The sequence below is a fragment of the Mycobacterium sp. NPDC050551 genome (assembly GCF_040674075.1).
Classification (GTDB): domain Bacteria; phylum Actinomycetota; class Actinomycetes; order Mycobacteriales; family Mycobacteriaceae; genus Mycobacterium.
This window is the reverse complement of record NZ_JBFARC010000003.1, coordinates 436652-453033: the sequence shown is the minus strand read 5'-3', so window position 1 is coordinate 453033 and position 16382 is coordinate 436652. Positions and strand designations below refer to the sequence as shown.

17 protein-coding genes are annotated in these 16382 nt (G+C 70.5%); 7 read left to right on the top strand and 10 right to left on the bottom strand.

The features are described from left to right. Positions 1 to 195: 195 nt before the first annotated feature. On the bottom strand, positions 196 to 705 hold the full coding sequence (locus AB0K11_RS14580; RefSeq protein ID WP_364977576.1) for a GNAT family N-acetyltransferase: 510 nt from the start codon (positions 703 to 705) through the stop codon (positions 196 to 198). A gap of 15 nt (positions 706 to 720) precedes the next feature. Next, the gene (locus AB0K11_RS14575; RefSeq protein WP_364977574.1) at positions 721 to 2748 is read right to left on the bottom strand and encodes a M13 family metallopeptidase; all 2028 of its coding nucleotides are present in this window, start codon (positions 2746 to 2748) and stop codon (positions 721 to 723) included. Between AB0K11_RS14575 and AB0K11_RS14570 the strand changes: the two genes are divergently transcribed. Next, entirely contained in the window at positions 2747 to 3367 is a 621-nt protein-coding gene (locus tag AB0K11_RS14570) for a hypothetical protein (RefSeq protein WP_364977572.1), read from the top strand. The genes AB0K11_RS14575 and AB0K11_RS14570 overlap by 2 nt on opposite strands. Continuing rightward, positions 3364 to 4053, top strand: a complete 690-nt coding sequence (locus AB0K11_RS14565; protein ID WP_364977570.1) for a hypothetical protein — start codon at positions 3364 to 3366, stop codon at positions 4051 to 4053. Before AB0K11_RS14570 ends, AB0K11_RS14565 begins: the two co-directional genes overlap by 4 nt. Here the strand turns inward: AB0K11_RS14565 and AB0K11_RS14560 are convergent. Next, complete coding sequence (locus tag AB0K11_RS14560) at positions 4050 to 4625, bottom strand: helix-turn-helix domain-containing protein (protein WP_364977568.1); 576 nt, start codon at positions 4623 to 4625, stop codon at positions 4050 to 4052. The genes AB0K11_RS14565 and AB0K11_RS14560 overlap by 4 nt on opposite strands. 85 nt (positions 4626 to 4710) lie before the next feature. Here AB0K11_RS14560 and AB0K11_RS14555 point away from each other — a divergent pair, with 85 nt between their 5' ends. Then, a complete protein-coding gene (locus tag AB0K11_RS14555) occupies positions 4711 to 5619 on the top strand; it encodes an SDR family oxidoreductase (RefSeq protein ID WP_364977566.1) in 909 nt (302 codons plus the stop codon). Here the strand turns inward: AB0K11_RS14555 and AB0K11_RS14550 are convergent. Genes AB0K11_RS14550 through AB0K11_RS14535 form a run of 4 tightly spaced genes read right to left on the bottom strand, consistent with a single transcriptional unit; the run spans position 5616 to position 10214 of the window. Then, positions 5616 to 6050 carry a CoA-binding protein gene (locus AB0K11_RS14550; protein ID WP_364977564.1) on the bottom strand — a complete coding sequence of 145 codons (435 nt, stop codon included), beginning with the start codon at positions 6048 to 6050 and terminating at the stop codon, positions 5616 to 5618. The genes AB0K11_RS14555 and AB0K11_RS14550 overlap by 4 nt on opposite strands. Then, positions 6047 to 6721, bottom strand: coding sequence for an alpha/beta hydrolase (locus AB0K11_RS14545; RefSeq protein WP_364977562.1), 675 nt, complete (start codon positions 6719 to 6721; stop codon positions 6047 to 6049). The genes AB0K11_RS14550 and AB0K11_RS14545 overlap by 4 nt, the downstream gene beginning before the upstream one ends. 26 nt (positions 6722 to 6747) lie before the next feature. Next, the gene (locus AB0K11_RS14540; protein ID WP_364977560.1) at positions 6748 to 7275 is read right to left on the bottom strand and encodes a helix-turn-helix transcriptional regulator; all 528 of its coding nucleotides are present in this window, start codon (positions 7273 to 7275) and stop codon (positions 6748 to 6750) included. Next, the gene (locus AB0K11_RS14535) at positions 7272 to 10214 is read right to left on the bottom strand and encodes an MMPL family transporter (RefSeq protein WP_364977558.1); all 2943 of its coding nucleotides are present in this window, start codon (positions 10212 to 10214) and stop codon (positions 7272 to 7274) included. The genes AB0K11_RS14540 and AB0K11_RS14535 overlap by 4 nt, the downstream gene beginning before the upstream one ends. 323 nt (positions 10215 to 10537) lie before the next feature. On the opposite strand from AB0K11_RS14535, the gene AB0K11_RS14530 reads away from it, so the two are divergent. The 4 genes from AB0K11_RS14530 to AB0K11_RS14515 all read left to right on the top strand — a co-directional run bounded on the left by AB0K11_RS14530 (position 10538) and on the right by AB0K11_RS14515 (position 13696). Further along, on the top strand, positions 10538 to 11056 hold the full coding sequence (locus tag AB0K11_RS14530) for a hemophore (protein ID WP_364977557.1): 519 nt from the start codon (positions 10538 to 10540) through the stop codon (positions 11054 to 11056). Positions 11057 to 11220: 164 nt separating this feature from the next. Then, positions 11221 to 11607 (top strand): heme-binding protein, encoded by a 387-nt coding sequence (locus AB0K11_RS14525; RefSeq protein ID WP_364977556.1) that lies wholly within the window; start codon positions 11221 to 11223, stop codon positions 11605 to 11607. 63 nt (positions 11608 to 11670) lie between these two features. Further along, positions 11671 to 12339: a response regulator transcription factor gene (locus tag AB0K11_RS14520; RefSeq protein ID WP_264015171.1), complete on the top strand. Its 669-nt coding sequence runs from the start codon at positions 11671 to 11673 to the stop codon at positions 12337 to 12339. A gap of 4 nt (positions 12340 to 12343) precedes the next feature. Then, positions 12344 to 13696: a HAMP domain-containing sensor histidine kinase gene (locus tag AB0K11_RS14515; protein WP_364977554.1), complete on the top strand. Its 1353-nt coding sequence runs from the start codon at positions 12344 to 12346 to the stop codon at positions 13694 to 13696. On the opposite strand, the gene AB0K11_RS14510 is transcribed toward AB0K11_RS14515, so the two are convergent. The 3 genes from AB0K11_RS14510 to AB0K11_RS14500 are packed head-to-tail and all read right to left on the bottom strand — an operon-like array spanning position 13693 to position 16359. Further along, the gene (locus tag AB0K11_RS14510) at positions 13693 to 14058 is read right to left on the bottom strand and encodes a DUF3054 domain-containing protein (protein WP_364977552.1); all 366 of its coding nucleotides are present in this window, start codon (positions 14056 to 14058) and stop codon (positions 13693 to 13695) included. The genes AB0K11_RS14515 and AB0K11_RS14510 overlap by 4 nt on opposite strands. Beyond that, on the bottom strand, positions 14045 to 15322 hold the full coding sequence (locus AB0K11_RS14505) for a peptidoglycan DD-metalloendopeptidase family protein (RefSeq protein WP_364977550.1): 1278 nt from the start codon (positions 15320 to 15322) through the stop codon (positions 14045 to 14047). The genes AB0K11_RS14510 and AB0K11_RS14505 overlap by 14 nt, the downstream gene beginning before the upstream one ends. Next, positions 15319 to 16359 carry a YbhN family protein gene (locus tag AB0K11_RS14500; protein ID WP_364978470.1) on the bottom strand — a complete coding sequence of 347 codons (1041 nt, stop codon included), beginning with the start codon at positions 16357 to 16359 and terminating at the stop codon, positions 15319 to 15321. The genes AB0K11_RS14505 and AB0K11_RS14500 overlap by 4 nt, the downstream gene beginning before the upstream one ends. Between the last annotated feature and the right edge of the window lie 23 nt (positions 16360 to 16382).

Here is a 16382-nt window from a genome sequence, read left to right as displayed (position 1 = left end):
TCGGGTCCGCCGGTGGCGGCTGCGCGCCTGCCGCAGCACTTCCCGCGATCAGCAGCACGAACGCGACGGCAGCCGTCCACGCGGCGAGCAATAGCCGCGGGGTGACCCCGTAGGACCTCGCTCGTGATGGCGCCATACCTGCACTGTCGCCCTCGGCGCAGCCGCCGTCATGCGTAGTCGACTACCCGAAGCGCTCTAGCGGCCCTCGAACTTCGACAGGTAGAGCCACGTCGGGCGATAGCCGCGTCGCTGATAGAGCCGGATCGCGTCCTCGTTGCCCGAAAGCACACCGAAGACAATGTCTTTGACGCACTGCTCGTGCAGGCGGCGCTCCAGCGCGTCGAGCAGTTGCGATCCCAGGCCGGTTCCCCGGTAAGCCGGCAGCACACTGAGCGACTCGATCTCGCCGATCCGCTCACCGGTGCGCCATGTGTCGGCGACCCACGTGTCGCCCACCGCCATCACATGCGCCAGCCCGTATCCGACCAACTCGCCGTCGACCGACGCCAGCAGCAATACCGTGTCGGGCTTGGCCAGCAGCCCGGCGTACACGCGCCGGCGCTCGCTCCACGTTGCGTCGTCGTCCACGTAGGGAGCGAGCTCCGGCATCGACTCGACGTGCCGGTGGTGCACGGCGAGCCACAACGGCGCCAACGACTCCAGGTCGTCGGCCGATCCGGAACGCACCTGCCAGGCGTCGGTCATCGCCCGTGCGGCGGTCTAGTTCCAGATCCGCACGCGCCGTTCGGGTTCCAGGTACAGGGCGTCGTTCTCCGACACGTCGAACGCCTCGTAGAAGGCGTCCATGTTGCGGATCACGCCGTTGCACCGGAACTCCGGCGGCGAGTGCGGGTCGACGGCCAGCCGCCGAATCGCCTCGGCTGAACGGGATTTCGTGCGCCACACCTGCGCCCAGCCGAAGAAGACCCGCTGCTCGCCGGTCAACCCGTCGATCACCGGCGCCTCCTCGCCCTTCAGGGACAACCGGTACGCCAGCAGCGCGATCGACAGACCGCCGAGGTCGCCGATGTTCTCTCCTACGGTGAACGCGCCGTTGACATGGTGTCCGTTGGACAGCTCGCGGGGCACGAACTCCTCGTACTGCTCGATCAGCGCCTTGGTGCGGGCGCCGAACTCCGTGCGGTCGGCGTCGGTCCACCAGTCGACGAGGTTGCCGTCACCGTCGTACTTGGCGCCCTGATCGTCGAAGCCGTGCCCGATCTCGTGACCGATGACCGCACCGATGCCGCCGTAGTTCGCCGCGTCGTCGGCCTCGGCGTCGAAGAACGGTGGCTGCAGAATGGCTGCAGGAAAGACGATCTCGTTCATGCCGGGGTTGTAGTAGGCGTTGACCGTCTGCGGCGTCATGAACCACTCGTCGCGGTCCACCGGCCCGCCGAGCTTGGCCAGCTCGCGGTCGTAGCCCACCTCGTAACCGCGCCGGTAGTTGCCGTACAGGTCGTCGCGCCGGATGACCAGCGCCGAGTAGTCCCGCCAGTTCTTCGGGTAACCGATCTTCGGCGTGAACTTGTCGAGCTTGACCAGCGCCTTGCGCCGGGTCTCCGGCGTCATCCAGTCCAGCTCGTCGATGCTGACGCGGTAGGCCTCCCGCAGGTTGGCCACCAGCTCGTCCATCCGAGCCTTGGCCTCGGGCGGGAAGTACCGCTCGACGTAGAGCTTGCCCAGCGCGTCGCCCATCAGGCTCTCCACCACCGACACCGCCCGCTTCCAGCGGTCACGGATCGCCTCAGTGCCCGACAGCGTGCGCCCGTAGAAGGCGAAGTTCTCGGCGACCAGCGCGTCGGTCAGCAGGAAGGCCCTGGCGTGGATGACCCGCCAGCGCGCCCATGCCTTCCAGTCCTCCAGCGACTCGCTCGACCATGCGGCCGCGAAGGCAGTCAGGTAGTCGGGCTGGCGCACCACGACCTCGGCGGCCTTCTCGACCGAACCGCCCAGCGCCACCAGCCAGCCGGCCCAGTCGAAGCCGGGCGCCTCCTCGGGCAGGTCCGCGAACCGGCGCAGGTTGTAGGTCAGGTCGGCGTCGCGGCGCTTGACGACGTCCCAGTGCGCCGCCGCCAGCTTCGTCTCCAGCGCCACGATGCGCTCGGCCGTCGACGCGTGGTCGTCCGCGGTGCCGCCGTGCACGAGGGCGAGCATCGCCGCGATGTGCCGCGGATAGCCGGCCAGGATCTCGGCGTGCTGCTCGTCGCGGTAGTACGACTCGTCGGGCAGCCCGAGGCCGGACTGGCTCAGGTGCAGCAGGTAGCGGGTGGAGTCCTTGGAGTCGGTGTCGACGTAACCGCCGGTGCCACCGCCGACCCCGGTGCGCTGCAACGCGCCCAGCACCGCGGCCAGCGCGTCGGGGCTGTCGGCGGCGTCGATGGCGGCCAGCTCCTCGAGCAGCGGGGCGACGCCCACCCGCTCGACGGTCTCCTCGTCGAGGAAGCTCGCGTACAGGTCGCCGATGCGCTGCTCGTCGGATCCGTCCTGGGCGCCGCTCTCGGCGGCCTCGGTGATGAGGTCGCGGATCTGCTCCTCCGCGCGGTCGTGCAGCAGGCGAAACGCGCCGTCGGTGGCGCGGTCGGCGGGGATCTCGTAATCGGTCAGCCAGCGCCCGTTGACGTGACCGAAGAGGTCATCCTGGGGGCGGGCTGAGGGGTCGACGTGGGTCAGGTCGATGCCTGACCGGATTGCTTCTACCGTCACCCCGACATTCTTCCAGAACCCGCCCGGTACCCTCACGGCCATGCCCGACGACCCCTCCGACGAGCCCGCCGACACGCCCGCCGACGAGGTCGAAGGGTCCAGCGGGACGTTCACCGCGTTCGGGGTTGCGTCGATGGCGCTGGGGGCGGTGGCCGTCGCGGCGGTGCTGCTGGCCACGATGATCTGGTCGGGGCACCGCGACGAGGTCGACGAGCGCCGCTACCAGACGCAGGTGCTGCAGGCCGCCGCCGAGTGGGCAAGCGTGCTGGTCAACATGAACAAGGACAACGTCGCGGGCAACATGGCGCGGCTGCACGAGAACACCATCGGCGAACTCAACGCCGACTTCGACTCGGCGGTGCAGCCGTACCGGCAACTGGTGCAGACGCTGCAGTCACGCACCACCGGCCAGGTCGACTCGGTGTCCATCGAGACGCTGCACCACGCCACCGGGCCCGACGGCGCCCCGGCTCCGCCGCCGCCACCCAACCCGCAGCTGTCGGCGTTCGCCTCCCGCACCGACACCGTGCTGGTGGTCGCCACGTCGATCAGTGAGAACGCCGCCGGGGAAGAGCCCCGAACGGTGCGCTGGACGCTGCGGCTGGACGTCTCCGACGTGGACGGCAAGCTGATGATCTCGCGGCTGGAGCCGATCCGATGAAGAACCTCCTGCGGGTACTGGCCGTCGACGTGCTGGCGCCGGCCGCCGCGATCGCCGCGCTGATCTACATCGGTGTCGCGCTGGCCTGGCCGTCGTGGTGGGTGTCGGTGTGCTCGGTGCTGTGCCTGCTGATCGTGCAGGGCGTGATCGTCGACTTCGTGCTGGCCCGCCGCGACGGGGTGACCGTCGGCACCGACGACGACGGGCCCGGTCTGCGGCTGGCCGTCGTCGGCGTGGCCACCGCCGCGCTGTGCGCCGCCGTGCTGGTCGGCTACCTGCGATGGACCACGCCCGACCGTGACTTCGACGCCGACTCCGACGAGGTGGTGGGCATCGCCAGCAGCGTCTCGGAGGCGACCGCCACCTTCACCCCGCAGAGCCCCACGGCGTCGATCGACCGCGCCGCCGAGATGATGTCACCCGAGCGTGCCGAGGCGTTCAAGACCGAGTTCGCCGGGGTGGCAAAGCAGCTGACGAGCCGCAACGTCTCCGCGCAGGCCACCACGGTGTCGGCGGGCGTCGAGGCGATGGGTCCGGCGGTGGCCAGTGTGGCCGTGGTGCTGCGTGGCACCCAGAGTGTGCCGGGCAAGCCCGTCGACACTGCGGTGCTGGCGCTGCGCGTCACGCTGACCAAGACCGACACCCGGTGGCAGGTGGAGGACGTCGTCCCCATCCACTCCCGTTAGCGGTCGAGTTTGCCTGCCACGGCGCCCACTTCGCGGACGACGTCCATGGCGATCTCTTCGAACGACCGCACTTCGCCCTCGGCGATCCAGTGTGCGAACGCGATGCCGAACGCCATGACGGCGATCTGGGCCGCCACGTCCGCGGCCATTCCGTCGACGCCCCGATCGCGGAGCGCACCGCCGAGCGCCTGTCCGAGGCCGACGAGCTTGAGCGCCTCGCGTTCTCGCAGGGCGGGGTTGTCGTCGATGACGGACTGACGCATGCGTGATCGCGGTCGGCGCTCGTCGTCGAAGAAGGTCGACGAGGCCCGCAGCGCGCTGACCGCCAACTCGACGGGCGCGGCGTCGTGGGGTGCGTCGTCCAGCCCGGCCAGGAAGGCGTCGGTCAACGCCTGCTGACCGTGGAAGAGCACCTCGCGCTTGTCGCTGAAGTGGCGGAAGAAGGTGCGCTCGGTGAGGCCGACGGCCTGGGCGATCTCGGTGGCGGTGGTCTGCTCGTAGCCACGGGCGGCGAACAACTCGAGGGCGGCGTCCTGCAGCCGCTCCCGTGTTCCCGACGCCCACCTGGCCATGAAGCAGAAGTCTAGTGATGACAGTGACTGACCTCGCGTGTACGGTCGGGATGTCAGCAACTGACATCGCCTCGGAAGGATCGCCATGCACGTCTTCATCACCGGAGGCTCCGGTTGGATCGGCAGCGCCGTCGTCGCCGAACTCCTGGCCTCCGGCCACGCCCTCACCGGCCTCGCCCGCTCCGACGCGTCCACCGCCGCACTCGAGGCGAAGGGGGTTGACGTCCGCCGCGGTGACCTCGACGACCTGGACGTCATACGATCCGGGGCCCGAGACGCCGACGCCGTCATCCACCTCGCCAACAAGCACGACTGGGCGGACATGGCGGGCACCAACGCCGCCGAACGCGCCGTGGCTCAGACGATCGGGGACGCACTCGTCGACACCGGCAAGCCGTTCCTGCTGGCGTCGGGACTCGCCGGCCTGACCGTGGGTCGGGTGGCGACCGAGGACGACGCCTCGCCGTTCCACGGTCCCGAGTCACCGCGCGGGGGCAGCGAGAACCTGCTGCTGGACTTCGTCGACCGTGGCGTCGGCTCTGTGGCACTGCGCTTCTCGCCGACGACGCACGGCACGGGCGACCACGGCTTCATCGCCACGCTGTGCCAGGTGGCCCGCGATCGAGGGGTGTCCGGCTACCCCGGCGAGGGGCAGAATCGTTGGGCTGCAGTGCACGTCGCGGACGCCGCACGCATGGTCGTGCTCGGCCTCGAGAAGGCTCCGGCAGGCACCCGCCTGCACGCCGTCGCCGAAGAGGGGATCCCCACCCGGGTGATCGCCGAGGCTATCGGTCGCGCGTTCGACCTGCCCGTCGCGGCCATCCCAGCCGACCGCATCGACGAGCACTTCGGCTGGATCGGCGGGTTCTTCGCCCGTGACATGGCCGGCACTAGTGCTGCGACGCAACGACTCCTGGGGTGGACGCCGACCGGCCCCACTTTGATCGAGGACATCGACGGCGGCGCGTACCGGCCGGCGCTCAGACGGGTCTAGCGCAACCGGGCGTAGTCGACCTTGAGGCAGCGGTCCATCACGACCTGCAGTCCGGCCGCGGCGCCCTCGCGCGCCACCTCCTCGTCCCACAGGCCCTGCTGCAGCCACAGCGTCTTCGGCCGCGGGTCGAGCGCCAGCACGTCGCGCAGCACCGCTGGCAGTTCCTCGCTGCGGCGGAAAACGTCGACCATGTCGGGCACCACCGGCAGGTCGGCCAGCGACGGGTAGGCGGGCACGCCGTCGACGTCGCTGATCGTCGGGTTGACCAGGTACAGCTCGTAGTGGCTCGACGCCCGCAGTGACTCCCATACGCCGTAGCTGGGCCGCATGGGATTCGCGGAGGCGCCGACGATCGCGACGGTGCGCGTCTCGGCGAGGATGCGCCGCAGGTCGTCGGCGTCGGGTTCGGTCCATTCGACGGAGTTCGTCATGAGGGCAGCATTCCCAACAACCGGCCGGCCAACTCCTCCGGTCGGCTCAAGGCCACCATGTGCCCGCCGGGCATCTCCTCGATGTCGAGTCCGAGCCGCTCCCGGGCCAGGCGCCGCTGGAACTCCAGCGGGAACAGCCGGTCGTCACGACCGGTCAGCACCCTGATCGGCACGTCCGGCCAGCGGTCGAGGGGCCATGGCTGCTCGAACGGCGTGTCGGACTGCTCGGGCTCCGGTGCACTCGCCGCCTCGGCCCGCACCGCCTCGGGCACGTCGTGGTAGAAGTCCTCGTCGGGATCGAACGCCCTGGCGCCGAATCCGAGCCGTTCGAAGTGCGCGGCCATGGCGGCGGGCTGGCCTGTGGCCTCCCACCACTGCCGGGCTGACTCACCGGGCGCGGGCACCATCGGGTTGAGCAGCACCAGAAGTTCCGGGTCGAGGCCGGTCGCCGCGATGGGCGCGGTGTAGGCGCCCATCGAGTGTGCGACGAGGATCAGCGGTCGCGGACTGTCCCGCGCCGCGCGGCGGACCACGTCGGCGTAGGTGAGCAGGTCGGCGGTGTCGTCGCCGGCGGGCAGGTCGACCGCGACGGCGTGCATGCCTGCGGACTCGAGAAGCGGCACCACCAGATGCCAGTCCCAGGCGCTGCCGCCCCCGCCCGGTACGAGCACGTAGGACGCGGCGGCGTCGCCGAGGGTCAGCCCTGGCCGCCCTGCTGCTGCGGGCGTGCCATCTTGGCGAACCGGTCGGAGAGCCGGCGCATGCGGATCATCAGCGATGCCGACGGGCTGGTGCGGCCTTCGAGGTACGCGCCGAAGTCCGTGGGGTGCACGCCGATTCGCGACGCGAACTCCTGCGGGGCCAGGCCCGAGCGCTTCAGCAGCAGCCGCACGTGGCGCGCCACCTCGGTGCGTTCGTCGGCCTCGAGCTGTTCGCGGGTGCGCACCAGCACCTCGGCCAGCGCCTTGGACACGCCGTAGGGCCGCGCTTTGTCCAGCACCTCTTCGACTTGCCGGGCCGTGCGGCCGTACGGGTCGCGCTTGATCGCGGTGACGATGCGCTGCCAGACGGTCAGGTCGTCGGTCTCCAACGCGGCGCGGATGGCCGCGGTGGACCAGAACTCGACGGGGCGCTCGTCGACCGGCGGCCGTCGGGGCGGCACCGGGCGGCCACGCGGAGGACCGGGATCGCGGCGGAATTCCCGCACGTCCGGTGTCACCGTCACCTCGCCTCCTCCAGCATGGCCACGGCCACCGACAGGCAGCGCTGCCTGACCGTGGCCCAGTCGGCCTCCGCATCCGGGTCCGACATCACCGAATCGTGCTCGTCGGACGGCTGCGGGTCGGCCAGGCGGCGCACCAGCTGGGTGGCCACCCACTGCTTTCTCGCGTGCTGCCCACAGTAGTACCGGTCCATCCCGGCCAGCACCACAGCGGCGGTTTGAGTTTCCATGGAGTCGACCAGATCGGCAAACTCTGCGTAGTCGTGGCTGCTGTTCCTGCACATGATCAGGTAGCTCGCCAGGCGCAACGTCTCCGCGCCGGTCGGGATCTGCAGCCGGTCGCCCGTCGGCAGCTGGACGTTGGTGGTCTCCACCGGGCTGCGCCGCTCCACCGGCGGCCGGTCGGTGTCGGCCTCGGTCTCCAGGGCGTCGAGCGCCACCGACAGCCGACCCCGCCACATCGTCACCGGATGCACGGGCAGCGTCGTGCGCACCGTCCTGCCGTTGCCGTCGGAGCCGTTGCGGCCGCCGTTGCGGCTGCCGGCGCCCACCTTGACGGCTGTCCTGACCCGGGACGTGTCCGCGCCACGGACCCGGCGCACCGCCTGCTTGATCGGCTGGCAACCGCTGAACGCCAACGGATCGGCCACGGTGATGGTTTGTGGCGCAAGGTTTTTCAGGCGAGCCGCGGACCGGACCATCATGCGCAGGTCCGCGCCGCTCGGGCCGAGCGCCGAGATGTCGTCGGGGATGATCACCAGGTCGTCGATCTCGACCTTGGGCAGTGGCTTCTCGAAGTCGACCGACGGCAGCACCCGGTCCAGCCAGTGCGGCAGCCACCAGTTCCACTTGTCGAACATGGCCATCAACGCCGGCACCAGCACCAGCCGCACCACGGTGGCGTCGACGGCGATCGCCACCGCGCACGCGACACCGAGCTGCGCGACGAGCGGCATACCGGCGAAGGCGAAGCCGATGAACACCGCGATCATGATCAGCGCCGCGCTGGTGATGGTGCGGGCACTGGTGCTGACGCCGTAGGCGACGGCGTCGCGGGTGTTGCCGGTCTGAAGGAACCGCTCCCGGATGCGGGTCAGCAGGAAGATCTCGTAGTCCATCGACAGGCCGAACGTCATCGCCAGCACCAGCGGCGGGATGGTGCTGTCCAGCGACGGGATCTTCTCGAATCCCAGGGCCTCGAACCAGCCCCACTGGAACACCACGACGAGGCTGCCGTAGGCGGCGGCCACCGACAGCACGGTCATCAGCACGCCCTTGAAGGCCAGCACCACCGACCGGATCGAGATGAGCAGCATCAGGAACGCGATGAGGGAGACGAACGCGAACACCAGCGGCTGTTTTGCCGAGACCTGGTCGTCGAAGTCCTTGATCAGCGCGGTCGGCCCGCCGACGTCGATGTTGACGCCGTCGCCCGCCACGCCGGGAAGCTTCTCTCGCATCCAGTCCACGGTCTGGCGCGCGCCGCTGTCCTCCGGGTCGACCGACAGCACGGCCGACAGCAGCGCACTTCTGTCGTCGGAGGAGAACACCGGCGGGGAGACCGACATGATGTTCGGCGCCTTGGCCATCTCCTGGCGCACGGTGTCGAGCTTGTTCGCGTTGTCCGTGCCCGCGGCGTCGCCACCGGGGAAGCTGACCAGCACCCGGACCGGGCCGAGCGCGCCCGCACCCAGTGCCTCTGCGGCCGCGTTGACGCCGCCCCTGATCTCGTGGGTCGGTTCGAACTGCCGCTGCATGCTGTTGCCGAGTTGCATCGAGAAGGCAGGCGCCGCGAGCACCAGCAGCAGCGCGGCGGCGCCCAGCGCGGCGATCCACGGCCGCCGCATCACCCAGCCGGTCCAGCGGGTCCAGAACCGGGACTGGGTGGCGTCCGGCCTGCGGGACCAGTGCAGGTACGACGACCGCTTGGCCGCCGACCGCCCGAATGTCGCCAGCACCGCGGGCGTCAGCGTGGTCGACGCCAGCACCGCGACCGCCACCGCGAGAATCGCGCCGGTGGCCATCGACACCAGCACCGGGGTGTCGATGAGATAGATGCCGGTGACCGAGGCGATGACCGTCAGCCCGGACAGCACCACCGCGAGCCCGGACGTCGCCATCGCCGCGTCGGCCGCCTGCTCGGGATCGCGGCCGGCACGCAGTTCCTCCCGGAAGCGCATGAGGATGAACAGGGAGTAGTCGATGGCCAGCGCGATGCCGAACATCGACACCGTGGAGGCGACGAACACCGACATCGTGGTGACCGTCGACAGGGCGTAGACCACGCCCATCGTGACCACGACGGTGCACAGGCCGAAGACCAGCGGTACCGCGGCGGCGGCCAGCGAGCCGAACACCGCCAGCAGCACGATCAGCACGATCGGCAGGTTCCACTTCTCCGCCTGGCCGATGTCGGTCTTGATCGCCTCGGACGCCGCGGCGCCCAGTGCGCCCTGACCGATGACGTACAGCTTGACTCGGCCGTCCTCGATCTGGCCGGGCTCCTCGCCCTCGATGCCGACCTTCTTGCGCAGCTGCTTGGCGATGTCGGTGGCGCCGGTGTTATCGAAGCCGAGTTGCAGGGTGACGACGTAGGGCCGGTCCGGCTGCGGCGCCGGTTGCTGCGGGTTGGGCATGATCGTGACGCTCGGCACCTGCGCGGCGATCTGCTCGAGGTGGGCGACCGCGGCGTTCATGTCGTCGAAGGACGCGTCCGCCCGGGGCGCGGCGACCAGGGCCAACGGCGACGAGCCCTGATCGGGGAAGTGGTCCTCGAGCTCGTACTGCACGTGCAGCGACTGCGAGCCCTCCACCTCGAACCCACCACCGGTCAGGTTCGACGAGTGGTTCAGGGCGAGGTAGACGGCCGGCACCAGGAGCAGCAGCCATACCGCGAACACGGCCCAGCGCAATCTGCGCAGCGTGCCGCTGAGGCGCATCATGAACTGCTGGATGGCGGACTCCCCATGTCGTGCCCGGCGTTGCCCCTGTGTTTCAGCGTGAGCGTACCCCGTCATCAGGTAGGCTCGCCCGCTCTTGGAATCGCCCGGTGGCCTGCGGTTCGTTACATCCCCGGCCTACCGGCTCATGCGCCGTCACCTGCGCGTCTGCTGTCAGGATTGGGCACCGCGTCGCTCTTGATGGCAAGATGGCCCCCGGTTGTACGTCGGGTCGGGGACACCACGCCGTCCGATCGCGAGGTTTGCCGGACCCTCGACAGCGTCGCCAGACGCCCGAGAGCGTCCGCGAATCGTAAGGAGCGTCCATGAAGTCCACCGCCATCGGGCTGCGCCGCGGCCTGCTCGCCGCCGTCGTCGCCACCGCAGCGGCAGGCGCCGCGCTGACCGGGCCGTCGGCCACCGCCGCCCCCGATCCGTGCGCGGCCAGCGAGGTGGCCAAGACCATCGGCACCGTCGCCACCAACACCGGCGAGTACCTCGACGCGAACCCGCAGACCAACGCCGCGCTGACCACCGCGTCGCAGTCACAGGGCGGTCCGCAGTCGCTGGCGGCGCTCAAGACCTACTTCGACGCCAACCCCGAGGTCGCCGCGGACATGCAGGAGTTGCAGCGCCCGCTGACGAACCTGTCCGGGCGGTGCAAGTTGCCGGTGACGCTGCCGCAGGTGATGGGTCTGATGCAGGCGGCCCAGTCGCAGACGGCGACGTCGCCGGCCGCGCTGCCCGGTGCGCAGACCCCGCGCGTGCCGATGTCGCCGGCGCAGTCCTCACCGGTGTCCGCGGCCACCCAGGGCAGCGGTCCGCTGCCCGGTCCGTACCGCTGAACCTGCGGGGCGGCGCGCCCCCTGGCAGCGCGGTAGACCTGCGGATTCCCCGTTTTTGATATTGGATGGCCGCAAGGCAGGAAAGTCTCCGCTGATTCTGATTAGCTTTGCGTTACCGATAACCGCCGATGGTTACGGCCACTCCAAGATGAAGGAGTTCGTCCATGTTGCTCTCTGCCCGTACCGCGCGGCGTGCGGTAGCCGGCGCGGTCGGCGCTGGCTCGGTTGCCGGTGCGATGTTGTTCGGTGCGCTGCCCGCGGCCTCGGCCCAGCCGGCACCGCCGCCGCCGAACTGCACTGCCGCCGATCTGGCCGGTGTGGCCGCAGGTGTCTCGGCCTCGACGTCGGCGTACCTGTTCACCCACCCGGACGTGAACAACTTCTTCACCGGCCTCGAGGGCAGGCCGCGCGAGGAGATCCGCACCGAGGTGCAGAAGTACCTCGACGCCAATCCGGTGGTGAAGGGCGAGCTCACCTCCATCCGGCAGCCGTTGGTCGACCTGAAGAATCGCTGCGGCGACACCAACGGCGACGGCCTCGCCGACAGCTAGGCCAGCGTTCGCGTGGCTACTGGGCCGCCCGCGCAGCAGGAGGGTGCGGGCCGCACAGTGCTGATGGTCGACGACGACCCGGACGTGCGAACCTCCGTCGCCCGCGGACTGCGGCTGTCGGGGTTCGATGTCCGGGTCGCTGCGACCGGCAAGGAGGCGCTGCGCCTCCTCTCCAATGAGACCCACGACGCACTGGTGCTCGACGTGCAGATGCCCGAGCTCGACGGTGTCGCGGTGGTGACGGCGCTGCGCGCGCTGGGCAACGAGATCCCGATCTGCGTGCTGTCGGCGCGCGACACGGTCAACGACCGCATCGCGGGACTGGAAGCCGGCGCCGACGACTACCTCACCAAGCCCTTCGACCTCGGTGAGCTCGTCGCGCGGCTGCACGCCCTGCTGCGCCGGGCCAGCCACTCCGATCAGCCGTCGGACACCCTGGTGGTGGGGCCGCTGACCATCGACACGGCGCGCAGGCTGGTCTTCGTCGACGGCGAGCGGGTGGAGCTGACCAAGCGGGAGTTCGACCTGCTGACCGTGCTCGCCGAGAACGCCGGTGTGGTGCTGTCCCGGCAGCGGCTGCTCGAGCTGGTCTGGGGTTACGACTTCGACGTGGACACCAACGTCGCCGACGTGTTCATCTCCTATCTGCGACGCAAGCTGGAACGCGACGGCCTGCCGCGGGTGATCCACACGGTGCGCGGGATCGGATACGTGTTGCGGGACGAGCCGTAACGAGGTGTGGTTCTCGCGGGCCTTCCGGCGTATCAGCTCGGCGTCACTGCGGACGAGGGTCGCCATCGCCTCGGCGGCCGCCGCCTCGGCCGTCGTCGCCGCGTTCACGATCCTGACGTCGCTGGTGCTGGCCAACAACGACGCCGCGCAACTGGACCGCAGGCTCGACTCGATCGTCGACGCCAGCATGTATCCCGAACAGCTGCAGGATCCGCGGCGCGGCGTCCTCACCACCGGCAGGTCCCGGTCGACCGGGCAGGTGGTGTTCCAGCGCGGCTTCCAGCTGCCCTCGCTGCCGCCCGGAACCGAGACCGTCGAGGTCAACGGCCTCGAGTACCGCGTCCGCACCCTGCCCGTCGACCAGGAGGGCGGGGTGCTGGTCTCGATCGGCCTGCGCGCCGACAGCATCCTGCTGAGCAGCGCGCGGATCCCCGAGTACGTCCTCGTCGGGCTGGGCACCGTGCTGATCGCCGCCGGGCTGGGCTGGTTGCTGGCCGGGCCGGCCATCCGGCCGCTGCGCAAGCTCACCGAGCACACGTCGAGGCTGGGCAAGGGCAGCGACGAGATGCCCGCGGTGCACGGCGTGCGGGAGGCCGAGGAGCTGTCCGAGGCGATGGCGGGGATGCTGGCGCGTCTGGCCGCCGCGCAGCAGGCCACCACCAATTCGCTGCAGGCCGCGCAGGACTTCGCCGCCAACGCGGCGCACGAGCTGCGCACGCCGCTGACGGCGATGCGGGCCGACCTGGATACCCTGCGCATCCACGACCTGCCCGAGAACGAGCGTGCCGAGGTGGTGGCCGACCTGGCCCGGGCGCAGCGGCGGGTCGAGGCCATCATCACCGCGCTCGGGCAGCTGGCGTCGGGTCAGCTCGCGCAGGACGAGGACCGGGAGCTGATCGACGTGACCGATCTGCTCGACCGCGTGGCCCGGGAGAACCGGAGGGCGGGCGCCGGGGTGGAGATCGTCGTCGAGGCCGACGACGCGCTCGGCGTGGTGTGGGGGTGGCCGGGCGGGCTGCGGCTGGCCGTGGACAACCTGGTCCGCAACGCCGTGACGCACGGCGGGGCGACGCGGGTGGTGTTGGCGGCGCACCGGAGGGCAGGAGCGGAGCGACCGGGGGAGCTGACGATCGTGGTCGACGACGACGGCCGCGGACTGCCCGCCGACGAGCAGGAGACGGTGCTCGGCCGGTTCCGCCGCGGCAGCACCGCCGCCCCGGGTGGCTCCGGCCTCGGGCTGGCGCTGGTGGCGCAGCAGGCCGCGCTGCACGGCGGGTCGATCCGGCTGTCCGACAGCCCACTGGGCGGGCTGCGCGCCACGCTCACGGTGTCGACGGCACCGGCGGAAGCGGGCTAGCGCCTCGACGCCAGCAGCGCGGCGGCGCGCCAGCCGAGCAGCAGCACGGCGGTCGTCACCGATGCGACCACGATGAAGCTCGTCGCGGTGCCCTGGCCGGTGACCTTGCGCAGCACCATGCCCACCACCACGGTGCACACCCACACGATCAGCCCCGTCGGGGCGAGCGTCAGCGGACGCCGCCACCCGCGGGCCACCAGCCAGCCGACGGCGGTGCCTGCCAGGAACGGCCAGGCGGTGTGCGCGATGCCCGTCGCCGTGAGGCCCTCCTCGTGGCTGCGCCGGCCGAGCGTGCAGAACACCGTCACGCAGACGGCGTCGGCGAGCAGCGCGAGGGCCGCCGGGCGACTACCGGTCCGCATAGGTCATCACGTCGAGGAACAGCGGCATGACGTCAGTCTCGTCGGCTCCGGCGAAGCCGGGCTGCCTGGGTGCCGGCTTGTTGTCGAAGAGCCCGTCGATCGCTGCGGGGGACGCGAGCCGGGAGTCGAGGCGGTAGGAGGAGAACACGAACGGCAGCCCGTCGGAGAGCAGCGGGTCGGGCGTGCTCATCACGTGGAAGTGCAGGTGCGGCGCGTCGGTGTTGCCGGTGTTGCCCAGCGATGCGATCACCTGGCCGGTGGTGAGCCGGTCGCCGGGCTTCACCTTGACGCTGCCGGTCTTCAGGTGCGCGTAGAAGGCGTAGTTGCCGTCGCCGAGGTCCTGCACGATGTGGTTGCCGCCGTACTGGTCGAGCGGCAGCCCGGTGGGGCTGGCCCCGGCGACCTGTTCGGGGAGGTCGTCGACGATCGCGACCACCGGCCCGTCACCCACCGCGTGGATGTCGGCGCCGAAGTAGGCGTAGCTCTCCAGCTTGGCCTTGTCGCCGGTGAACAACAGGCCGTCCGGCTGCATCTGAACGTAGTCGATCGCGAATCGCTCGGCGGCCCAGTACTTTCCGTTCAGCCCGTTGAGCGCCATCCGGTGTGGCGTCATGTCGCAGCAGCCGTTGCCGTCGAGCCAGTTCGGGCCGTGCAGCGGCGGCTCGATCACCACCGGTCTGCGCTTCTGGACGGTCACCGGTGCGATGTCCTCGGTGAGCGTCGCGGGTAGCAGCGGCGGCATGGGTTGTGCCAGAGTGAGTTTCAGCCGGTGGGTCAGCTCGGTGGGGATGGCGGCGGGTGCGCCGTCGGCCTGACGGTCGATGGCCACGTCGAGCCAGACCCTCGCGGTCTGCCCTGGCGCGAGCTTCGTGGTCGGCGCGGGCGCGGGCGTGCCCACCGGCCTCGTCCAGTAACCGAGCCGGTCGCCTGCGAGTTCGAGCAGCGTGGTGTCGCCGGACCGGACCTCCAGCGAGTCCATCGTCACCTCGCTCGGCAGCTGGTTGGTGAGCACCAGTTCGTAGGCCAGGTGGTCTCTGCCGTCGGTGGCGGGCACAGGTATCGGATCGGCGACCGCGTAGGCGAGCACGGGAGTCACCTGCGCGGGTGCCTGCGCCGACGGGCCGGGCGTTGCGCCGGTCGACGGGCCGGCCGCCGGTGGTGGCGTGCCGGTGTCCGCGGGCTCGTCCTGCGACCCGGAGCACGACGTGGCCAGGAGTATCAGCACACCGACAATGGCCGTGGCGCAGCGCTTTCCGGCGATCATCGGCGCTCCTCTTCGCGGGGTTGACGCGGCGCGTCCGGGTCGACGTCCTTCTCGGTGCGGAACATGAAGAAGAACACCACCCAGCCGATCGCGGCGATGAAGATCCAGCTGACCAGCCGGTAGATCAGCATGGCCGAGATGGCCGAGGCCAGCGTCATACCGCTGGAGACGAGGCCGGGCACCAGCACGGCCTCCACCACCAGTAGCCCGCCGGGCATCAGCGGGATCGAGCCGACGGCGCGGGCCGCGGCGTACGCGACCGTCACACCCGCCAGACCCGGGTGCCCGCCGGCGGCGTAGCAGGCGAACGCCAGGCAGGCCACGTCGGCGATCCAGTTGAACAGCGACCAGCCGAAGGCGACACTGAGGTCGCGGCGACCCAGCTGCACGGATTCGAGCTGGCTCAGCGTCGCCCGCCACGTGCCCAGGCCGGTGTCGACGGGCCTGCCGCGCAGCTGATTCGCCCAGCCCAGCACCCGCACCGCGATCCCGTCGATCAGCTCCGGCCGGGTGGCCACCGCCTGGGCCAGCAGCACGATGGCCAGGAATCCGCCGAGCGAGAAGATCAGCGACAGCGGGTTCTTGCTGGCGCCGAGCAGGAACGCGCCGCCCAGCCCCAGCAGTGCCAGGCCGACCACCTGAAGCACGCCCGACATCACCAGCTGCCAGGACGCCACCACCGGCGATGCGCCCCACATCCGCTGCTGGCGGTACACGAACGTCGCGGACAGCACGGGGCCGCCTGGCATCGTGGTCGACAGCGCGTTGCCCGCGTAGAACGCCGCCTCCGACCGCCACTGCCGCACCGGCACGCCGGCCGACTCCAGCAGCGTCCGCTGGATCTGGGCGAAGCTGTGCATCGACGCCATCGCCGCGACGACCGCGGCAAGCACCCACCACCAGTTCGCCGAGATCAGGCTCTTCCAGGCCTTGGCCAGCTGGTCCCACACCAGCACCAGCTCGACGGTCAGGACCGTCACCGCGACGCCGATCAGCACCCACCGCAGCCACCAGTACCTGCTGCGGCCGGAAGCCACCCGGCTGGCACGTTCCGGCTGTG

What these genes read in the sequence shown, in the direction of transcription:
- AB0K11_RS14530 (WP_364977557.1), top strand. Translation starts at nt 10,538, where the DNA reads ATGAAGTCCACCGCCATCGGGCTGCGCCGCGGCCTGCTCGCCGCCGTC.
- AB0K11_RS14575 (WP_364977574.1), bottom strand. Translation starts at nt 2,748, where the DNA reads ATGGCCGTGAGGGTACCGGGCGGGTTCTGGAAGAATGTCGGGGTGACG.
- AB0K11_RS14570 (WP_364977572.1), top strand. Translation starts at nt 2,747, where the DNA reads ATGCCCGACGACCCCTCCGACGAGCCCGCCGACACGCCCGCCGACGAG.
- AB0K11_RS14580 (WP_364977576.1), bottom strand. Translation starts at nt 705, where the DNA reads ATGACCGACGCCTGGCAGGTGCGTTCCGGATCGGCCGACGACCTGGAG.
- AB0K11_RS14520 (WP_264015171.1), top strand. Translation starts at nt 11,671, where the DNA reads ATGGTCGACGACGACCCGGACGTGCGAACCTCCGTCGCCCGCGGACTG.
- AB0K11_RS14535 (WP_364977558.1), bottom strand. Translation starts at nt 10,214, where the DNA reads ATGATGCGCCTCAGCGGCACGCTGCGCAGATTGCGCTGGGCCGTGTTC.
- AB0K11_RS14555 (WP_364977566.1), top strand. Translation starts at nt 4,711, where the DNA reads ATGCACGTCTTCATCACCGGAGGCTCCGGTTGGATCGGCAGCGCCGTC.
- AB0K11_RS14505 (WP_364977550.1), bottom strand. Translation starts at nt 15,322, where the DNA reads ATGATCGCCGGAAAGCGCTGCGCCACGGCCATTGTCGGTGTGCTGATA.
- AB0K11_RS14550 (WP_364977564.1), bottom strand. Translation starts at nt 6,050, where the DNA reads ATGACGAACTCCGTCGAATGGACCGAACCCGACGCCGACGACCTGCGG.
- AB0K11_RS14510 (WP_364977552.1), bottom strand. Translation starts at nt 14,058, where the DNA reads ATGCGGACCGGTAGTCGCCCGGCGGCCCTCGCGCTGCTCGCCGACGCC.
- AB0K11_RS14560 (WP_364977568.1), bottom strand. Translation starts at nt 4,625, where the DNA reads ATGGCCAGGTGGGCGTCGGGAACACGGGAGCGGCTGCAGGACGCCGCC.
- AB0K11_RS14565 (WP_364977570.1), top strand. Translation starts at nt 3,364, where the DNA reads ATGAAGAACCTCCTGCGGGTACTGGCCGTCGACGTGCTGGCGCCGGCC.
- AB0K11_RS14525 (WP_364977556.1), top strand. Translation starts at nt 11,221, where the DNA reads ATGTTGCTCTCTGCCCGTACCGCGCGGCGTGCGGTAGCCGGCGCGGTC.